The organism is Pseudomonas sp. PME37.24/006, from assembly GCF_055556635.1.
The window spans coordinates 904,824-924,073 of the sequence record NZ_JBVHNL010000002.1 but is presented as its reverse complement, the minus strand read 5'-3'; the positions used below and the strand labels follow the sequence as shown (position 1 = coordinate 924,073).

Sequence of the window (19,250 nt, the reverse complement as noted above, 5' to 3'; positions counted from 1 at the left end):
CAGGCTCCCAGGCGGTTCAGGCTCCACGGGGAGCCTGATTCGGTGAAATATCAGCCGACGCTCTGGGCCGCTGCCCTGCGGCGAGCCCGCCAGATACGCCAGATGGGCAAGGCTATCATCAATGCCACCAGGGCCCATACGGCCAGGGTGATCGAGCTGCTCCAGAGAATGCTCAGGTCACCATTGGACAGTGACAGGGCGCGTCGCAGGTTCTGCTCCATCAGGCCGCCAAGGATGAAGCCGAGCAGAATCGCCGAGAGCGGAAAGTCCATCTTGCGCAGGATGTAGCCGGCGACGCCGATTCCGATCATCAGGTACAGATCGAATGCCGTGGCATGCACGGCGTAAACGCCGATCGAGGTGATGATGGCGATGGCCGGCACCAATGCCCAGTACGGCACGGCGAGGATCTTGGTGAAGATCTTGATCATCGGCACATTGATGACGATCAGCATGATGTTGGCGATGAACAGCGAGGCGATCAGGCCCCAGACGATGTCTGGCTGGTCGCGAAACAGCAGCGGGCCGGGGGTGATGTTGTACAGCGTCAGCGCGCCAAGCATCACCGCGGTGGTGCCGGAACCCGGAACGCCGAGGGTCAGCATCGGCACCAGCGAGCCACAGGCCGATGCGCTATTGGCGGTTTCAGGCGCCGCCAGGCCGCGCAGATCGCCGTCGCCGAACTTGTTGTCTTTCACGGCTAGGCGCTTCTCGCTCATGTATGCCACGGCACTGGCCAGGGTCGCACCAGCGCCCGGCAGGATGCCGAGGAAGAATCCCACCGCCCCGCTGCGCAGGTTGGTGGCCAGTACCGACAGGCCTTCCTTCATGTTGAACAGCATACGGCCCTTGGCTTCGATAGCCTTCTGGCCATGGTGAGTACGCTCGAGCAAGACGAGAATTTCACTGACCGAGAACAGACCCAATACTAGCACCACGAACTGGATACCATCGGCCAGGCCGAGGCTACCGAAGGTGAAGCGATACACGCCGCTGTTGGAGTCGATGCCGACGCAGGACAGCAGCAGGCCGATGCAGCAGGCGATGGCCGTCTTCATCGGTTTGTTGCCAGCCATGCCAGCCAGACAGACGATGGCGAACACCATCAGCACGAAGTATTCAGCGGGGCCGAATGCGACCGCCCATTTAGCCAGCAGGGGGGCAAAAATCACCACGCCGCAGGTGGCCATCAAACCGCCGACGAAGGAGCTCCAGGCGGAGATCGACAGGGCGATACCGGCTTTGCCCTGGCGTGCCAGCGGGTAGCCGTCGAGGGTGGTCATCACGGCCGATGCTTCGCCTGGGATGTTCAGCAGGATCGAGGAAATACGGCCGCCGTATTCACAGCCCAGGTACACGGCCGCAAGCAGGATCAACGCGGTTTCCGGCGGCAGACCAAGGGCGAAGGCGATGGGAATCAGCAGCGCCACGCCGTTGATCGGGCCCAGGCCCGGCAGCAGGCCGACGATGGTGCCAATCAGGGTGCCGCACAGTGCGGTGAACAGGTTGTAGGGGCTCAGGGCGACGCCGAAGCCTTGCCCCAGATAGCTGAAAGTATCCATCCGTTTAGAACTCCAGGCCAGAAAACAGGCCAAGTGGCAGCGGTACATCGAGGGCTTTGTCGAACAGCAGGTAGAGGCCCACCGCGAGTAGCACGCCGGAGGTCAGGCTGGCTTTCCAGGTGCCTTCGTACAAACGCGCCATGGCGATGGCGAAGAGAGTACTGGCGATGATGAAACCGGCGAGTTCGAACAGTGCGGCGTAGATCAGTAGTGCCACGATGCACAGCACGATCTTGCGGATTACGTGACGATCCAGGGCTGGCTCTGCTGTTTCATCGCTGGCCCGCGACGGCTTCACCAGCAGGTAGATGGCGCCCATGGCGATCATCACGATCAGCAGCAGGGGAAAGGCTCGCGGCCCTACCGGCTCGTAGGAAAACGGCGCGTGGTAGCCCCAGGCCACCAACGAGAGGCCGAGACAAAGCAGCAGGCTGACGCCCGCGAAAATACGGTCTTGCATAGGATGCTCCATGGGGAGAGCCGAGTGGCTCCCCCCGGAAGGGTTATTCGACCAGGCCGAACTCGCGGCCCAGCTCGCGGTATTGCTCGACCTGCTTGTGTACCAGCGCCTTCAGCTCCGGCCCGCTGACATACATCGGCAGTACGTCGCGGTCGACCATGTAGCGTTCGAAGTCGGGTGAGGATTCCAGTTTGGCGAACGACTCGCGCCACCACTGCACCTGCTCTTCTGGCACGTCCGGGCCGAGGAAGTAACCGCGGATCAATGGCCACTGGATCTCGTAGCCTTGCTCGCGAGCGGTGGGAATGGAGGCCAGGTCACCCGGCAGGCGCTCTTCGCTGAATACCGCCAGGGTGCGGATGTCGTTGCCCTTCTGCGAGGCGATCTCGCTGGCGCTGCCGGTGACCAGATCGACGTGTTTGCCCATCAGCGCCATGTAGTGCTCGGAGCCGCCTTCGAACGCCGCATAGCGCAGTTCACTGGGATTGATGCCCGCGGCCTTGGCGAGCAGCGCGATCTTCATCCAGCCCTGGCCGCCGATGCTGCCGCCGCCACCGACGACGACGCTTTTCGGGTCTTTCTTGAGCGCTTGCACGACATCGTCGAGATTCTTGTACGGCGAGTCGTCGCGAACCGCCAGGGTGCCGTAATCGGTGCCGATGGTGGTCAACCACTGCACGGCGTTTTCATCAAATTGGCCGTATTTGCCCAGAGCAAGATTCAGCAGCGAAGCACCGGAAAACGCGATCAGTGTGCCCGGCTCGTTACGCCGATTGGCGGCTATCGAATTGTAGGCAACAGCGCCGATGCCACCCGGCATGTACGTGACGCGCATCGGCGACTTGAGCACGGCATTGTCTTTCAGGCCGGCCTGGGCGAGCTTGCAGGTGAGGTCGAAACCGCCACCCGGTTTGCTTGGCGCGATGCATTCGGGCCGGTGTGGCTGATCGGCGTTGGCCTGCAGGCCGGTCAGCAGTAGTACGCCGGCGAGGGGAAGAAGGCAGTTCTTGAAAACTTTCATAGTGTTACCTGTATTGGATTTATTGGCAGGTTCTTCGTGGCGCCGTATCACCAGATCGGCAGGGCATAACTCAGGATCAAACGGTTTTCATCGATGCCGCGGGTGAAGTTGGCGCGGTAGGCCGCGTTGCGCCAGGTGACTTTGAGGTTCTTCAGCGGCCCATCGGCGAATGCATAAGCCAGGTCGGTGTTGCGCTCCCACTCACTGCCGCTATCGCCATTCGCGAGGTCGATTCCGCTGCCACGGACGTAGCGCGTCATAAAAGTCAGACCGGGGATACCCAGCTTGCTGAAGTCATAGTCATAGCGAACCTGCCAGGAGCGCTCATCGGGCCCGGCAAAGTCGTTGATCTGCAGAAAGTTGGTCAGGTAGGGCGTTGCGCCGTCGACATAGGTGAAGCCGTCGTCGCCATGCATGCGCTGGTAGGCAACGCCCAGGGCGTGGCCGGCCAGGCTGTAAGTGAACATGGCGTTGAACACTTGGTTGTCGATATCGCCGGCACGCTCCTGGCCACTTTCACTGTTGTTGAAGTAGCGCAGGTCGCTTTTCAGCTTGCCCGGGCCCAGGGCAAGCGTGTGCTGCAGGCCGAGGAAGTGCTGGCGGTAGATGTCACTCAGCTCACCCTGGTGGTAACTGACCTGGGTGGTTGGTGTCAGCGCATAGTCGAGGCTGGCGAAGCGTAGATGATCGCTGCTCGGGCTGCCGCCAAAACGGCCGTTCTTGTTGTTCAGTGCCAGATCGCTGGAGCCCGAGACATCGCGCTGCACCACCTTGGAGATTTCGCCGAACGAGGCGGTCAGTCGGTCGATGTCCTTGCTCTGCAACTGCCAGCCCTCGAAGGTCTGGGGCAGTAGGCGGCTGTTGCTGAACTGCAGGGTTGGCATCTTAGGTAGCAGGGTACCGACCTTCAGTACGCTGTCGGCGAAACGCACCTTGGCGGTCAGCCCCAGCTTGCTGTAGTCGTCCTCGGCGCGCCGATCACCGTTGCGCGGCAGCAGCGCGGTGCCAGAGCGGTCGGGTGATGAGTCGAGCTTTACGCCGAGCATGGCCAGGGCGTCCACGCCGAAACCGACGGTACCCTGGGTGTAGCCGGACTCCATGTTGAGGATGAATCCCTGAGCCCATTCTTCACGCTTGTTCTGCCCTGGGCCGTCGCGAAAGTCGCGGTTGAGGTAGAAGTTGCGCAGTTCCAGATTGGCCTTGCTGTCGTCGATAAAGCCAGTCGCCTGGGCATTGCCCACGGCCAGCGGCAGGCCCGTCAGGAAGGCGGGAGCGAGGGATACGTAGAGCAGATTCTTTCTTGTCATTATTGTTTTCTCGTTGTTGACAGCAGGTGACGTCAGTTTTTCTGGGTGCTTCTTGCCGCCAGCGGCACATAGACATCGCCGGCGAAAAGGCGCCGTGCGGTGCGTATCAGGGAGGCCTGCATGTGTTGCGGCTGGCTGTCTTCGCCAGGCGTAAGTGACACTTCGATTTGCCCGCCCGGGTGTTCCAGACGTACCAGGGCGGCTCCGGTTATCGGCGCGATGTCGAACGCAACGCTTCCCGGCAAAGCGCAAGCGCTGGCCAGGCCGATGGCGCCGGTGGCGGCGATGGAACGATGGCAGCTGTGCGGCATGAAATAGCGGGTCGACAGCGTGCCGCCGTTGCGTGACGGGGCAAGCAGCACGGGTTTGGGGATCACCATCTGGCTGACGTCACCGAGGCCCATGGCTTTGCCGGCCTGCAGGCGGATGCTCTCCAGGCGCTCCAACAGCGCGCTGTCGGCGTCCAACTGCGCAGGTGTCTCGTAGCCGGTCTTGCCCAGCGCTTCGGCGTGCATGATGACCATGGGCATGGCCATGTCGATGCAGGTGGTCTCGACACCGTCGAAGCGGTCACGAACATTGCCGGTGGGCAGCAGTTTTCCGGTCTTGGCACCGGAAGCATCGAGGAAGGTCAGCTTGATCGGCGCGGCGCTGCCGGGAACGCCATCAATGCTGGTTTCTCCTTCGTAGCGAACCTTGCCCTTGGGCGTCTGCACTTCCGAGTCGATCAATGTGTTGGTGTTGAGGTTACGAATCCGTACCCGGGTCACTGGGGCGCAGGCGTTGACCAGGCCATGTTCGATGGCGAACGGGCCAACGGCGCAGAGCATGTTGCCGCAGTTGGGCGCCGTATCGACCCGGCGCTGGGCGACCATGACCTGCACGAACAGGTAGTCGACATCGGCATCCGGGTGAGGGGAAGTACTTACGATGGCGACCTTGCTGGTCTGCGGATTGCCGCCGCCAATGCCGTCTATTTCCAGCTCGTGACCCGAGCCCATTACTTTGAGCAGCAGCTCGTCTCGCTGGGCGATATCGGAGGGCAAGTGGTTGGCCAGAAAGACCGGGCCGCGAGAAGTGCCGCCGCGCATCAGGACGCAGGGAATGGCTTGCATGATGTCTCCAGTGCAATAAATTCGCTTATTGTTGCTTTCCTTAAATGGTGGTCAGTGTCTTTTGTTTTGTAAATTGCATATATTTCAACAACTAATGCTTTTTGTGCATTAATGCGCCTGCTAGAGGCTTCGGCTGGCGGATTTCATCAGACGGTCGCCGTGTTCTGATTAATGGACTAATCTGCCTCACATAATAAAAGTCGTTATTGATAGGTTTTATGCATGAATTACGAGCTTCAGGATCTTCGTGCCTTCGTCAAAATTGCTGAATTCGGCAATTTCCACGAGGCGGCCAACGCCATTCACCTGTCCCAGCCGGCGCTCACCCGACGCATGCAAAAGCTGGAAGAGGGCTTGGGTACCCAACTGCTCGATCGCACCACGCGGCGGGTCAGCCTGACGGCCGTAGGGCGTGATTTCCTGCCGAAGGCTCGGCGTCTGCTGGATGATTTCGAGCGTTCGATTCTGGGCATTCGAGAACTGGCCGAGCGTCAGTCCGGGCAAGTCACCCTGGCGTGCATTCCCACTGCGGCGTTCTACTTCCTGCCCACGGTGATTCGCGAATTCAATCGGCAGTACCCGAAGATCCGCATTCGCATTCTCGACCTGAGCGCCCACGAAGGTCTCGAAGCCGTGCTGCGTGGTGAAGCGGATTTCGGTATCAACATGCTCAGCGGGCAGAACGCGGAGATCGATTTCACTCCGCTGGTCAACGAGCCCTTCGTGCTCGCCTGTCGACGTGACCATCCCCTAGCGGAGCAGCCTCAGGTGGCGTGGCGTGAACTGAGTGATTACCGCTTGATCGGCGTGGGACGTTTGAGCGGCAACCGCGTGCTGCTCGACCATGGCCTGGCCAACCTCGATTGGCGGCCCAGCTGGTTCTACGAGGTTCAGCACCTGTCCACTTCTTTGGGGATGGTCGAGGCCGGCCTCGGCATCGCCGCCATGCCCAGCCTGGCGATGCCGGCCGACGATCACCCGACATTGGTGCAGCGCCCGCTGGTGGACCCGGTGATCAGCCGCACCCTGGGGCTGGTGCGCCGTCATGGGTCATCGCTGTCACCAGCAGCGGAGCAGTTCGTCGATACCTTGCTGCGCCAGTGGCCGGGTTATACCGCGCTGGGCGGTGACAAGCCGGCGTGACGCTTTCCCGCGATTTTGCGCTTTTCAGCCATTCGGAGATGTAGTTTTACTGATGCGTTAAATGCATTAATTGCTTAAATCTTTGCATTTGATGGAATTGTCGGTGCGTGTAACTCTTTTGCTCAAGACATCAATCGGCCTGATTGATCAGTAAAAGAGTAAGAATCATGCAGCCAATTCCTTGTGTGCTCATGCGCGGAGGCACCTCGAAAGGCCCGGTTTTTCTCGCCAGCGACTTGCCTGAGTCGGTAGACGAGAGAAATGAAGTCTTGTTGTCGGTCATGGGTGCAGGGCATGAACTCGAGATCGACGGCATAGGCGGTGGCAGCCCGCAGACCAGCAAGGTCGCCATCGTCAGCCCGTCCAGTCACCCGGATGCCGATGTCGACTACCTGTTCGTGCAGGTCATGGTCTCCCAGCGGCGCGTCGATACCGCGCCCAATTGCGGCAACATGCTTTGCGCCGTGGGGCCCTTCGCGGTCGAGCAGGGCCTGGTGAAGGCGGGGCTCGCTACCACCGAAGTGCGTATCAGGAACCTCAATACCGGCACCTTCGTCAGCTCCAAGGTGCAGACGCCAGGCGGCGCAGTCACCTACGCCGGGGCGACCCGCATCGATGGCGTGCCGGGTGTCGCCGCACCTATCGAACTGACTTTTCTGGATGCCGCCGGCAGCAAGACCGGCAAGCTGTTTCCCACAGGCAATACCCGCGACCGCTTCAATGGCATCGAAACGACCTGTATCGACATGGCCATGCCGATGGTGCTGATCGATGCCGCCAGCCTCGGCAAGACGGGCCGCGAATCACCTGCCGAGCTCGACGCCGACCTGGATTTTCTCGCCCGGCTCGAATCCATTCGTCTGCAGGCTGGGCTGGCCATGGGGCTTGGGGATGTCACCGACAAAGTGATTCCGAAACCTGTCCTGCTGGCGCCTGCCTCGGCCGGCGGAACGATTCAGGTCAGGTATTTCATGCCCCATAACTGCCACCGCGCATTGGCCATCACAGGCTCCATCGGTCTGGCTACCGCTTGCGTCAGCGTGGGAACCGTGGCCGCGCAGATGCTTGATCTGGATGCCAGTGCAGCGCGCATGAGCCAGGTACGGATCGAGCATCCAAGCGGTTCGATCGAGGTGGCACTGGCTTACGTGGGCGAGCAGGGCGAGACCATTCGTGCGTCCGTGGTACGCACCGCCAGGCGACTGTTTTCCGGTGAGGTGCACGCTCCTGAGGAGCGCCTTCTGGCCGGATGACGTCGCCGTCCAGTGAGGCGTTGTTCTCCTGGCAAAGGGTTCTACGGAGAGAGCCATCACAGCAGCAAACGAAGCATGTAACTTGGGCAAATCCGGTTGTGCCGGATCGCCACGAGATGCTCGTCTCCAAAAACAAAAAGAGAGAACTCTATGCTCGCTTTACTCGGGTTGGCGATGGTGGTCGTGTTCACCTACATGATCATGTCGAAGCGCATGTCGCCCATCGTGGCGCTCACCTTCATACCGATCGTTTTCGCCGTTGCTGCAGGCTTTGGCGATTCGACCGGCAAGATGATTCTCGACGGCCTGAAGATGGTCGCGCCCTCGGCGGCATTGCTGCTGTTCGCGATCCTGTTCTTCGGGCTGATGATCGACACCGGGCTGTTCGATCCGCTGATTCGCAAGATCCTGCGCAAAGTCAACGGTGATCCCGTGAAGATCGCCGTAGGGACTGCGCTGCTGTCCCTGACCGTTGCGCTGGACGGCGATGGCACCACCACCTACATGATCACCTGCGCGGCGATGTTGCCGCTGTACCGCCGTATCGGGATGAACCCCATGGTGCTCGCCACGGTTTCGATGCTGTCGCTGAGCATCATGAGTGGCATGACGCCCTGGGGCGGGCCTGCGACCCGCGCCATCGCCGCGCTGGGGCTCGATGCATCCGAATACTTCATCCCGCTGTTGCCGACCATGGTGGCCGGTGCTGCCTTCGTGGTGCTGATCGCCTACGTGCTTGGCCGCAAGGAGCGCAGCCGCATCGGCAATACCGAACTGCAGACCGGCGGCGGCAACTGCTATATCGAGGAAATCCTCGGCGACCAGCCCTACAAGCGTCCGCGTTTCGTGTGGGTGAATCTGTTTCTGGTGATCGCCGTGATGACGGCGCTGGTGATGGGCATCGCTCACGCTGCCGTGCTGTTCCTGATCGGTTTCGTGGTCGCTCTGATGATCAATTACCCACAGCTCGACATTCAGAAGGAACGCATCCTCTCCCATTCCGGAAATGCCATGACGGTGGTGCTGCTGGTCTTTGCGGCAGGGGTGTTCGCAGGCATCTTCTCGGGTACCAAGATGGTCGACGCCCTGGCGCAAAGCATCGTCAACATGATCCCGCCGTCGTGGGGCCATCTGTTCCCGCTGGTGGTGGCAGTCACCAGCATGCCGCTGACGTTCGTGCTGTCGAACGATGCCTACTATTTCGGCGTGGTGCCCATTCTCGCCAAAGCTGCAGCAGCCTATGGCATCGACCCGGTGGAAATCGCCCGCGCTTCGATTCTGGGGCAGCCGGTTCACCTGATGAGCCCCCTGGTGGCTTCGACTCTGTTGCTGGTCGGCATGGTGGACAAGGACATCGGCGACTTTCAGAAAGCCACGGTGAAGTGGGCCGTCCTGCTGTCGCTGGCAATCACCCTGGTGGCGGTACTCACGGGAGCCATTTCATTTCTGGTCTGAGTACCTGAAGGCGCGCAGGCACGGCTGTTCCCGGTGGCCTGCCGCTGATGGGGGAGGAGTAATGCTCGTATCAACAGTGGGGCTGGGCCGGTAATTAAGTTTTGTTATATCATAACCATTCGCTGTGCCGGGTAGACCCTCTGTCTGCCCGGCTTTCTGTTCTGGATATGCTATGACCACTGCCGCAATCGCCAATCCCGTTACCTCACGCCTTACCTCCATCGACGCCCTGCGCGGGCTAGTCATTCTGTTCATGCTGCTCGACCATGTGCGAGAAACGTTTTTCCTGCACCGTCAGGTACTCGACCCCATGGATGTGAGCAGCACTGAACCGTCGCTGTTCTTCAGTCGCACCCTGGCTCACCTGTGCGCGCCGGTATTCATCTTCCTGACCGGCCTGTCGGCATTCCTGTATGGCGAGAAGGCCAATGGCCGGGCTGCTGTCAGTGCCTTTCTGTTCAAGCGTGGGCTGTTTCTGGTCGTGCTCGAATTCACCTTGGTGAACTTCGCCTGGACCTTCCAGGTGCCGCCAACGGTGATCTACCTGCAGGTGATCTGGGCCATCGGCCTAAGCATGCTGGCGCTGTCGCTGCTGGTCTGGCTGCCGCGCGGCGTTCTGATCGTGTTGGGGCTGGTGCTGGTCTGTGGCCACAACCTGCTCGATGGCCTGCACTTCGCGGCCGACTCGGCGATGCACGTGCCATGGGCCATCCTGCATGATCGCGGCTGGCTGCAGGTGTCCGACGATCTGCGTCTGCGCACCTCCTATCCGCTGCTGCCGTGGATTGGCGTGATTGCCCTGGGTTATGCCGCCGGCTCGTGGTTCGGTCGCGCTGCGGACGCCGCAAGTCGTCAGGCCCTGCTGCTTGGCTGGGGGCTCGGTTCGCTGCTGGTGTTCGTCGTGGTTCGTGCAGGCAACGGCTACGGCGAGAAGAGCTGGGTGATGGGCAGCAACTGGCTGGAAACCCTGATGAGTATCCTCAACATCACCAAGTATCCGCCGTCGCTGGCCTTCCTTACGCTGACCCTGGGCTTGGGTCTGCTGCTGTTGCTCGCGTTCGAGCGTGCTCAGGGCAACCGCTGGCTCAAGGCGCTGACCGTGTACGGTGGTGCGCCGATGTTCTTTTACCTGCTGCACCTCTATGTGCTGAAAATAATGTATCTGGCTGCCGTGGCTATCTGGGGCACCAATCAGGGCGACTACTTTGGCTTCGACTCGATCGGCCCGGTATGGCTCTGCTCGATTCTGCTCGCCGTGGTGCTGTTCCCGCCGGTGCGCTGGTTTGCGGCACTCAAGGCCCGTCGTCGTGACCTGACCTGGCTGCGTTATCTCTGAATGCCGCTCATCCGCTTGTCGGAGTGGTCGAACATCAGCTGCTTCGGGCCTGTCCGTTGTGAATCACAGACAGACTGGAGCTAGCGATATGTCCACATTCGATAAGCAAGGCGGTAGTAACGTGCAGGGTTGGGAACGTGCGCTTTCCATCGGCAGTGGTATCGCCATGGCCCGTGGCGGCCTGAAGCGCGGCGGTGTATTTGGCCTTGCTCGCGCAGCGTTCGGCGGCTTGCTGGTCGCCCGTGGCCTGAGCGGCCATTGCCGACTCAAAGGTTTCGTGGAAGACGCCCGCTCCATGCGCCCCGACGTGGATCGCATCGCAGAAACCGTCACCCGGCTGGAAAGCGAAATCGCTGAGCGGGTAAAGCCCGTCGTCAAGAAAGTCACTGACGGCGTCTGATACGCTGAGAACACGAATCGGCCCGCCATGCGCGGGCCGGTTGCGTTTGGCTCATTAGTGGAGATGACAACATGAGCAGCGAATACAGCAGCACGGCGCCGACAGCCGCTGAAGTTCAGGCGAAGCCTGGTATGACCCTCATCGAATTCGGTACCGACTGGTGCAGCCATTGCCAGGCGGCGCAGCCTTTGCTGGCCAAGGTAATGCCGGATTATCCCGAGGTCACTCATCTGAAGATCGAGGACGGCAGCGGCCGACCTCTGGGGCGCGCCTTCAAGGTCAAGCTGTGGCCGACCCTGGTATTCCTGCGTGACGGTGTCGAGGTCACCCGACTGGTTCGCCCTACCAACGTCAGCCCGCTGGAAGAAGCCCTGGAGCAGTTGGTGGGTGAGGGCTGAGCTGCACATCGCATCCCGTCACTTTTCCTGAATTTTCCCGGTATGGGTCGAGTCAACCGAACAGACCCATACTGGAGAACGTCATGAGCACACCCAAGCAGCCAGCCACACCTCGGGAGATTGATGACACCGAGGATCGCATGGGCTCGATCGAGCAGTTGGATTTCAGCGACAGTAAGGATGTGCGCGAAGGGCGCATCGGCGACCGTCGTCCAGCAGACGAGGTGCAGCACGAATATCCGGATGAGCGCGTGCGCGACGCGGGGCAGAGCGGTGGTGAAACCCTGAAAGAAGGTCGCCACGAAGACGGTGTCAGCCTCGACGACCTGAGCCCCGAGAACCTGATCGACGATACTGGCGCACACTCGCCGCGGGAACGTGGTGACGACGAGCCCGCTGACCGCGACCTGAGCATCGTCAGTGAAGGCGATATCGGCGGCGGCTCGGGCCTCGATGAAGCCGAACTGGCCAAGAAACACCCGCTAGACGGCCAGCCTTGGGATGATGAGCCGAAATTCTGATGCCATGTTGACGTGCATGGCCGCAATGGCCATGCACCCCCGCCACTAAATTCCCGTTGTGACCCTCTCGCCAATTTGACAGCTGTGTAGTTGCGGGCTTACGTTTACGTAAAGGTAATTCAGGCAGGTCGCTCGTACCATGAGTCATTCCTACAGCATTTCCGAGCTGGCCCACGAACTCGGCGTCACCACCCGCACCATTCGTTTCTACGAGGAGCAGGGCATGCTCGCGCCCGAGCGCAAGGGGCAGGAGCGTATCTACAGCGCCCGTGACCGAGTGACGCTGATGCTGATCCTGCGCGGCAAGCGCATCGGTTTTTCCCTCGCCGAGTGCAAGGAATTGATCGACCTCTATGACCCGGCTGGCGGCAATCGCAAGCAGCTCGATCACTTTCTGGAAAAGATCGCCGAGCGCCGCGAGCATCTCGCCCGCCAGTTGCTTGACATCCAGCAGATGCAGCGTGAGCTGGATACCGCCGAACAGCGTTGTATGACTGCCATGCAGGAGATATCCGCCGCCTCTTGAGAGTCGTTCCACGATCTGCTGCGCGTCGGTTCTACTGCGTTAAAAACAAGCTCGGAATGCTCATTTACAGCTCGTAAACTCCGCTTCCTCGCTTGTTTTTGCCTTGTATAACTCTAGCTCGCTAGATCGTGAAAAGGCTCTCAGGCTCGTTTGCCAATCGTTTAACGCATCCAACAACTACAACAATGGAGAGTCGTTACATGAGCATCACTCTGCCAGGTATGAATTTCTTCCTCGGCGAGGAAATCGACATGCTTCGCGACGCGGTCGCCGGTTTCGCCGCCAAGGAAATCGCCCCACGGGCTGCCGAAGCTGATCGCAGTGACCAGTTCCCGATGGACCTGTGGCGCAAGTTCGGCGACATGGGCCTGCTCGGCCTGACCGTCAGCGAGGAATACGGTGGCGCCGGCATGGGCTACCTGGCGCACATGATCGCCATGGAGGAAATCTCCCGAGCGGCGGGCGGTATCGGCTTGTCCTATGGGGCCCATTCCAACCTGTGCGTGAACCAGATCAACCGCAATGGCAGCGAGGCCCAGAAGCGCCGCTTCCTGCCGAAGCTGATCAGCGGTGAACACATCGGGGCACTGGCCATGAGCGAGCCCAATGCCGGTTCCGACGTGGTGTCGATGAAGATGCGCGCCGATCGAAAGGGCGACCGCTACGTGCTCAACGGCACCAAGATGTGGATCACCAACGGCCCGGATTGCGATGTGCTGGTGGTCTATGCAAAGACTGACTCAAGCGCTGGCGCCAAGGGCATGACCGCCTTCATCGTCGAGAAGGGCGCGCCAGGTTTCAGCGTCGCGCAGAAGCTCGACAAGCTCGGCATGCGCGGTTCGCACACCGGTGAGCTGGTGTTTCAGGATGTCGAGGTGGCCGAGGAAAACGTGCTCGGCGGCGTCGGCGAAGGCGCCAGGGTGCTGATGAGCGGTCTGGATTACGAACGTGCTGTGCTCTCTGGCGGCCCGCTGGGGCTGATGCAGGCGGCGATGGACGTGGTGGTGCCCTACATCCACGACCGCAAGCAATTCGGCCAAAGCATCGGCGAGTTCCAGCTGATTCAGGGCAAGCTGGCTGACATGTACACCACCCAGCAGGCCTGTCGCGCCTACCTCTACGCGGTCGGCCGGCAGCTCGACGCCCTGGGCAGCGGCCATGTGCGCCAGGTACGCAAGGACTGCGCCGGGGTCATCCTCTATGCAGCGGAAAAAGCCACCTGGCTGGCCGGTGAGGCGATCCAGATTCTCGGCGGCAATGGCTACATCAACGAGTATCCGGTCGGGCGCCTGTGGCGCGACGCCAAACTCTACGAGATCGGCGCCGGCACCAGTGAAATTCGCCGCATGCTGATTGGTCGCGAGCTGTTCAACGAAACGGCGTGATCGAAGCCCACGCTGCCAGTCGGAGCCAATGTAATGGCCATTGTGTGTACAAAACTGAACACCCGTTCCCCCGAGTACGCCGCCAACCGTGAGGCGATGCTGGCTCAGGTCGATGAGCTGCACGGCTTGCTCGCCCGCACTCGCGAAGGCGGAGGTGCAAAAGCGCAGGAGCGACACCGCTCGCGCGGCAAACTGCTGCCGCGCGAGCGCATCGACTGGCTGCTCGATCCAGGCTCGCCGTTTCTGGAAATCGGTCAGCTAGCCGCCTACCAGGTGTATGACGAAGACGTCGCCGCCGCGGGGGTGATCGCCGGAATTGGCCGTGTCGAAGGTGTCGAATGCATGATTATCGCCAACGACGCCACGGTGAAGGGCGGCAGTTACTACCCGCTGACCGTGAAGAAGCATCTGCGCGCCCAGGCCATCGCCAGCCAGAACCGCCTGCCGTGTATCTACCTGGTGGATTCCGGTGGCGCCAACCTGCCGCGTCAGGACGAGGTGTTTCCTGATCGCGAGCACTTCGGCCGCATTTTCTTCAACCAGGCCAACATGAGCGCCCAGGGCATCGCCCAGATCGCCGTGGTGATGGGCTCGTGCACCGCAGGTGGCGCCTACGTGCCGGCGATGAGCGACGAGACCATCATGGTGCGCGAACAGGCGACCATCTTTCTCGCCGGCCCGCCTCTGGTGAAGGCAGCCACCGGTGAAGTGGTCAGCGCCGAGGAACTCGGTGGCGCCGACGTACACTGCAAGACCAGTGGCGTGGCCGACCACTATGCGGAAAACGACCCGCACGCGCTGGCCCTGGCGCGCCGCTGCATCGCCAACCTCAACTGGCGCAAGCTCGGTGAAGTTCAGGCGCGGCAGCCCATCGCGCCGCGCTACGCCGCCGATGAGCTGTACGGCATCATTCCCGCCGACCCCAAACAACCTTTCGATGTACGAGAAGTGATCGCGCGGATCGTCGATGACTCGCAGCTCGACGAATTCAAGGCGCTGTTCGGTACCACCCTGGTCTGTGGTTTCGCCCACCTCAACGGCTATCCCATCGCCATCCTGGCCAACAACGGCATCCTCTTCGCCGAAGCTGCGCAGAAAGGTGCGCACTTCATTGAATTGGCCTGCCAGCGCGGCATCCCGCTGCTGTTCCTGCAGAACATCACCGGCTTCATGGTCGGCAAGAAATACGAAGAGGGCGGCATCGCCAAACATGGCGCCAAGCTGGTCACTGCGGTGGCCTGCGCCCGGGTGCCCAAGTTCACGGTGATCATCGGCGGCAGCTTCGGCGCCGGCAACTACGGCATGTGTGGCCGTGCCTATGACCCGCGTTTTCTGTGGATGTGGCCCAACGCACGGATCGGCGTGATGGGCGCGCAGCAGGCTGCAGGGGTGCTGGTGCAGGTCAAGCATGAGCAGGCGCAGCGCGCCGGCCAGGTGTTTTCCGCCGAGGACGAACAGCGCCTCAAGCAGCCTATCGTCGAGCAATACGAGCGCCAGGCCCACGCCTTTTACTCCAGTGCGCGGCTGTGGGATGACGGTGTGATCGACCCGGCGCAGACCCGCGAAGTGCTGGCGCTGGCGATTTCCGCCAGCCTAAACGCGCCCATCGAGCCGACACGTTTCGGCGTGTTCCGCATGTAGCCTGGCCGAGGACAGACCGATGACCGATTTCAGCAGCATTGAATTGCACACCGACCCGCGTGGGGTCGCCACCCTGTGGCTGAACCGCCCGGACAAGCACAACGCCTTCAATGCCAAGATGATCGAGGAGCTGATCCAGGCACTGCGCCAGGTAGCGGCTGACGACAGCCTGCGGTTTCTCATCCTGCGTGGCCAGGGGCGGCATTTCTCCGCCGGCGCCGATCTGGCCTGGATGCAGGCTTCAGCACAGCTCGACTACGCCAGCAACCTGCGAGACGCCCACCAGCTCGGCGAGTTGATGAGCCTGCTCTACCACTTGCCGTGCCCGACGCTGGCCGTGGTGCAGGGCGCCGCATTCGGCGGTGCGCTCGGGCTGACGGCCTGCTGCGACATCGCCATCGGTGCCAGCGAGGCATCGTTCAGCCTTTCCGAGGTGCGCATCGGCCTGGTTCCCGCGGTGATCAGTCCCTACGTGGTGCAGGCCATCGGCGAGCGCGCCACTCGACGCTACGCGCTCAGTGCCGAGCGCTTCAGTGGTGAGCGAGCGCGGGAGCTGGGCCTGCTCGCTGAGTGTTATCCCGCCGCCGAGCTGGAGGGCGAGGTCGAACAATGGATCGCCAACCTGCTGCTCAACAGCCCGCAGGCGATGCGCGAGAGCAAGGCGCTGTTGCACGGCGTCGGCAGCGGTGTGCTCAGTGACGCTCTGCGCCAGCGTACCGAGAGCGTGATCGCCGGCATTCGCGTCAGTGAAGAAGGGCAGGAAGGCCTCAACGCCTTTCTGCAGAAACGCCCACCCGCCTGGCAGGCCCAGCCATGAAAACCATCGACACGCTTCTGATCGCCAACCGCGGCGAGATCGCTTGCCGGGTGATGCGCACCGCCAAAGCCCTCGGGCTAACCACGGTGGCGGTTCACAGCGCCATCGACCACAGCGCCCGGCACGTGCGCGAGGCGGATCTCGCCATCGATCTCGGCGGCGCCAAACCGAGCGAAAGCTACCTGTTGATGGACAGGATCATCGAAGCTGCGCAGGCCAGCGGCGCGCAGGCCGTTCATCCCGGTTACGGCTTCCTGTCCGAGAACGCCACCTTTGCCCGTAAGCTCGAAGCAGCCGGTTTGATCTTTCTAGGCCCGCCGGCCAGCGCCATCGATGCCATGGGCAGCAAGTCCGCGGCCAAGGCGTTGATGGAAGAAGCCGGCGTGCCGCTGGTGCCGGGTTATCACGGCGCCGCTCAGGATGTTGAAACCTTTCGCAAGGCCGCCGAGCAGATCGGTTATCCGGTGCTGCTCAAGGCCACGGCTGGCGGTGGTGGCAAGGGCATGAAAGTGGTCGAGGGCGAAAGCCAGCTGGCCGAGGCGTTGGCGTCGGCGCAGCGTGAAGCGCAGTCGGCATTCGGTGATGGGCGCATGCTGGTGGAGAAATACGTGCTGCAGCCGCGCCATGTGGAGATCCAGGTATTCGCTGATCAGCACGGCAACTGCCTGTACCTCAACGAGCGCGACTGCTCGATCCAGCGACGTCATCAGAAAGTGGTCGAAGAAGCCCCTGCACCAGGCCTGTCTCCGGAACTGAGGCGGGCCATGGGCGAGTCCGCCGTGCGCGCGGCTCAGGCTATCGGCTATGTCGGCGCTGGTACCGTGGAGTTTCTCCTCGATGCGCGGGGCGAATTTTTCTTCATGGAGATGAACACTCGCCTGCAGGTCGAGCACCCGGTGACCGAAGCGATCACCGGTCTCGATCTGGTGGCCTGGCAGATCCGTGTGGCGCGTGGTGAGCCGCTGCCGATTCGCCAGGATCAGGTGCCCCTTATCGGCCATGCCATCGAAGTGCGGCTGTACGCCGAAGATCCCGAGGGTGGCTTTCTGCCGGCCAGTGGGCATCTCGACCTGTACCGCGAGCCGGCAGCCGGGCCAGGGCGTCGGGTCGACAGCGGGGTGGAGCAGGGCGATGAAGTGTCACCATTCTACGACCCGATGCTGGCGAAGCTGATCGCCTGGGGCGAGAACCGTGAAGAGGCCCGCCAGCGCCTCCTGGCCATGCTGGGGGAAACCGTGGTCGGTGGTTTCAAGACCAACCTGGCATTCCTGCAGCGCATCCTGGCCAACCCTGCGTTCGCTGCCGCGGAGCTGGATACCGGCTTTATCGAGCGTCACCAGGCGCAATTACTGCCGCCAAATAAAGAGCTGCCGGAAGCATTCTGGCAGCAGGCTGGCGCGGCCTTCCTGGCCACCGATGCCGAGCGGCAGCGGGTGGACGATCCGCATTCGCCCTGGGCGGCGCGCAGTGCCTGGCGCAGCGGTTTGCCGGCCGAGGTGCATATGACTCTGGTGTGCGGCGATGTAAGCCGTAGCCTGGTGCTCCAGGCGCGTCCCGCCAGCGCGACACGCCATTCACAAGTTGTGCGCCAAGGCGACACGCTTTACCTGCGCTGGGGCGTGGAATGGCTGGCGGTGCGTCGCTTCGACCCGATTGCCGCTGCCGTGGTGGGCAACGCACATCAAGGTGGGCTCACCGCGCCCATGAACGGCAGCATCGTTCGCGTGTTGGTCGAGCTGGGTCAGCAGGTCGAGGCCGGCGCTGCACTGGTGGTGCTGGAGGCCATGAAGATGGAACACAGCATTCGGGCGCCCGAGGCGGGCACGATCAAGGCAATCCATTGCGCCGAGGGCGATTTGATTGGCGAGGGCGCGGTACTGGTCGAACTGGAGGCGCAGCTATGAGCCTGCCCAGCCACGTACGCCTGGTGGAAGTGGGCCCGCGGGATGGCCTGCAGAACGAGAAGCAGCCGATCAGCGTGGCTGACAAGGTGCGCCTGGTCGACGACCTGAGTGCTGCCGGGCTCCGTTATATAGAAGTCGGCAGTTTCGTGTCACCCAAATGGGTGCCGCAGATGGCCGGCAGTGCTGAGGTATTCGCCGGCATCGATCAGCGGCCCGGTATTACCTACGCGGCGTTGACCCCAAACTTGAAAGGGCTGGAAGCGGCAATCGAGGCTGGGGTGAGAGAAGTCGCTGTGTTCGCAGCGGCGTCGGAATCCTTCTCGCAGCGCAACATCAACTGCTCGATTGCCGAGAGCCTGTTGCGCTTTCAGCCGGTGATGGACATGGCCCAGCAGCACGGCATCCGCGTGCGCGGCTACGTGTCGTGCGTGCTGGGCTGTCCCTATGACGGCGCCATCTCGGCCCATCAGGTCGCCGCTGTCTCGCGGGAACTGCAGGCCATGGGCTGCCATGAAATCTCCCTGGGCGACACCATTGGCGTCGGCACTGCTGGCGGCGTACGGCAATTGATCGAGGTGGTAGCTCGTGACGTGCTACGGGAGCAACTGGCCGGGCACTTTCACGATACCTACGGCCAGGCGCTGGCCAATATCTACGCCAGCCTGCTGGAGGGCGTTGCGGTGTTCGACAGCTCGGTCGCCGGCCTGGGCGGCTGCCCTTATGCCAAGGGTGCGACCGGCAACGTCGCCAGCGAGGATGTGCTCTATCTGCTGCAGGGCCTGGGCATCGAAACCGGCGTCGATCTGCCGCGTTTGATCGATGCCGGGCTGCGTATCAGCAAGGTATTGGGGCGCGACTCCGCTTCACGGGTGGCGAGGGCATACGCAAGCAGTCGATGATGCCAATTTGCTCGGTCTGGCAGTGAACTTCCCCCTGGAAAAAAACTCATACCGGCTAGTCAGTTACACCGCTGCCTTGGCAAATCGGCGCGGCGAACTGAACGATC

General features: G+C 61.8%; 18 protein-coding genes. 13 read left to right on the top strand and 5 right to left on the bottom strand.

Features of this window, described 5'->3' with window-relative positions; all coding sequences use genetic code 11:
- Positions 1-50: 50 nt before the first annotated feature.
- The 5 genes from ACZ3GY_RS09870 to ACZ3GY_RS09850 are packed head-to-tail and all read right to left on the bottom strand — an operon-like array spanning position 51 to position 5,465.
- The gene (locus tag ACZ3GY_RS09870; protein WP_463564407.1) at positions 51-1,562 is read right to left on the bottom strand and encodes a tripartite tricarboxylate transporter permease; all 1,512 of its coding nucleotides are present in this window, start codon (positions 1,560-1,562) and stop codon (positions 51-53) included.
- A 4-nt stretch (positions 1,563-1,566) separates the two neighbouring features.
- Positions 1,567-2,022 (bottom strand): tripartite tricarboxylate transporter TctB family protein, encoded by a 456-nt coding sequence (locus ACZ3GY_RS09865; protein WP_465909868.1) that lies wholly within the window; start codon positions 2,020-2,022, stop codon positions 1,567-1,569.
- Positions 2,023-2,065: 43 nt separating this feature from the next.
- Positions 2,066-3,043 (bottom strand): Bug family tripartite tricarboxylate transporter substrate binding protein, encoded by a 978-nt coding sequence (locus tag ACZ3GY_RS09860; RefSeq protein WP_465909867.1) that lies wholly within the window; start codon positions 3,041-3,043, stop codon positions 2,066-2,068.
- A 47-nt stretch (positions 3,044-3,090) separates the two neighbouring features.
- The gene (locus tag ACZ3GY_RS09855; protein ID WP_465909866.1) at positions 3,091-4,350 is read right to left on the bottom strand and encodes an OprD family porin; all 1,260 of its coding nucleotides are present in this window, start codon (positions 4,348-4,350) and stop codon (positions 3,091-3,093) included.
- 32 nt (positions 4,351-4,382) lie between these two features.
- Positions 4,383-5,465, bottom strand: coding sequence for a 4-oxalomesaconate tautomerase (locus ACZ3GY_RS09850; RefSeq protein WP_463564411.1), 1,083 nt, complete (start codon positions 5,463-5,465; stop codon positions 4,383-4,385).
- A gap of 222 nt (positions 5,466-5,687) precedes the next feature.
- Between ACZ3GY_RS09850 and ACZ3GY_RS09845 the strand changes: the two genes are divergently transcribed.
- The 13 genes from ACZ3GY_RS09845 to ACZ3GY_RS09785 all read left to right on the top strand — a co-directional run bounded on the left by ACZ3GY_RS09845 (position 5,688) and on the right by ACZ3GY_RS09785 (position 19,143).
- Complete coding sequence (locus ACZ3GY_RS09845; protein WP_225831381.1) at positions 5,688-6,608, top strand: LysR family transcriptional regulator; 921 nt, start codon at positions 5,688-5,690, stop codon at positions 6,606-6,608.
- A 167-nt stretch (positions 6,609-6,775) separates the two neighbouring features.
- Positions 6,776-7,861 (top strand): 4-oxalomesaconate tautomerase, encoded by a 1,086-nt coding sequence (locus tag ACZ3GY_RS09840; protein WP_465909865.1) that lies wholly within the window; start codon positions 6,776-6,778, stop codon positions 7,859-7,861.
- Positions 7,862-8,011: 150 nt separating this feature from the next.
- Complete coding sequence (locus ACZ3GY_RS09835) at positions 8,012-9,316, top strand: CitMHS family transporter (RefSeq protein ID WP_225831386.1); 1,305 nt, start codon at positions 8,012-8,014, stop codon at positions 9,314-9,316.
- A gap of 172 nt (positions 9,317-9,488) precedes the next feature.
- Positions 9,489-10,652 (top strand): acetyltransferase domain-containing protein, encoded by a 1,164-nt coding sequence (locus tag ACZ3GY_RS09830; RefSeq protein WP_465909863.1) that lies wholly within the window; start codon positions 9,489-9,491, stop codon positions 10,650-10,652.
- Between the two features lie 88 nt (positions 10,653-10,740).
- Positions 10,741-11,052 (top strand): DUF2892 domain-containing protein, encoded by a 312-nt coding sequence (locus ACZ3GY_RS09825; RefSeq protein ID WP_465909862.1) that lies wholly within the window; start codon positions 10,741-10,743, stop codon positions 11,050-11,052.
- A gap of 71 nt (positions 11,053-11,123) precedes the next feature.
- Positions 11,124-11,450, top strand: coding sequence for a thioredoxin family protein (locus ACZ3GY_RS09820; RefSeq protein ID WP_465909861.1), 327 nt, complete (start codon positions 11,124-11,126; stop codon positions 11,448-11,450).
- An 83-nt stretch (positions 11,451-11,533) separates the two neighbouring features.
- A complete protein-coding gene (locus ACZ3GY_RS09815) occupies positions 11,534-11,971 on the top strand; it encodes a phosphotransferase system, HPr-related protein (RefSeq protein WP_465909860.1) in 438 nt (145 codons plus the stop codon).
- Positions 11,972-12,110: 139 nt separating this feature from the next.
- Complete coding sequence (locus tag ACZ3GY_RS09810) at positions 12,111-12,497, top strand: MerR family transcriptional regulator (RefSeq protein WP_465909859.1); 387 nt, start codon at positions 12,111-12,113, stop codon at positions 12,495-12,497.
- A 206-nt stretch (positions 12,498-12,703) separates the two neighbouring features.
- Positions 12,704-13,882, top strand: a complete 1,179-nt coding sequence (locus ACZ3GY_RS09805) for an isovaleryl-CoA dehydrogenase (protein WP_465910028.1) — start codon at positions 12,704-12,706, stop codon at positions 13,880-13,882.
- Between the two features lie 33 nt (positions 13,883-13,915).
- Positions 13,916-15,523 carry a carboxyl transferase domain-containing protein gene (locus ACZ3GY_RS09800; RefSeq protein ID WP_465909858.1) on the top strand — a complete coding sequence of 536 codons (1,608 nt, stop codon included), beginning with the start codon at positions 13,916-13,918 and terminating at the stop codon, positions 15,521-15,523.
- 19 nt (positions 15,524-15,542) lie between these two features.
- Positions 15,543-16,340, top strand: coding sequence for a gamma-carboxygeranoyl-CoA hydratase (locus tag ACZ3GY_RS09795; RefSeq protein WP_465909857.1), 798 nt, complete (start codon positions 15,543-15,545; stop codon positions 16,338-16,340).
- Positions 16,337-18,244 carry an acetyl/propionyl/methylcrotonyl-CoA carboxylase subunit alpha gene (locus ACZ3GY_RS09790; protein ID WP_465909856.1) on the top strand — a complete coding sequence of 636 codons (1,908 nt, stop codon included), beginning with the start codon at positions 16,337-16,339 and terminating at the stop codon, positions 18,242-18,244. Before ACZ3GY_RS09795 ends, ACZ3GY_RS09790 begins: the two co-directional genes overlap by 4 nt.
- Entirely contained in the window at positions 18,241-19,143 is a 903-nt protein-coding gene (locus ACZ3GY_RS09785) for a hydroxymethylglutaryl-CoA lyase (protein ID WP_465909855.1), read from the top strand. Before ACZ3GY_RS09790 ends, ACZ3GY_RS09785 begins: the two co-directional genes overlap by 4 nt.
- Positions 19,144-19,250 lie beyond the last annotated feature (107 nt).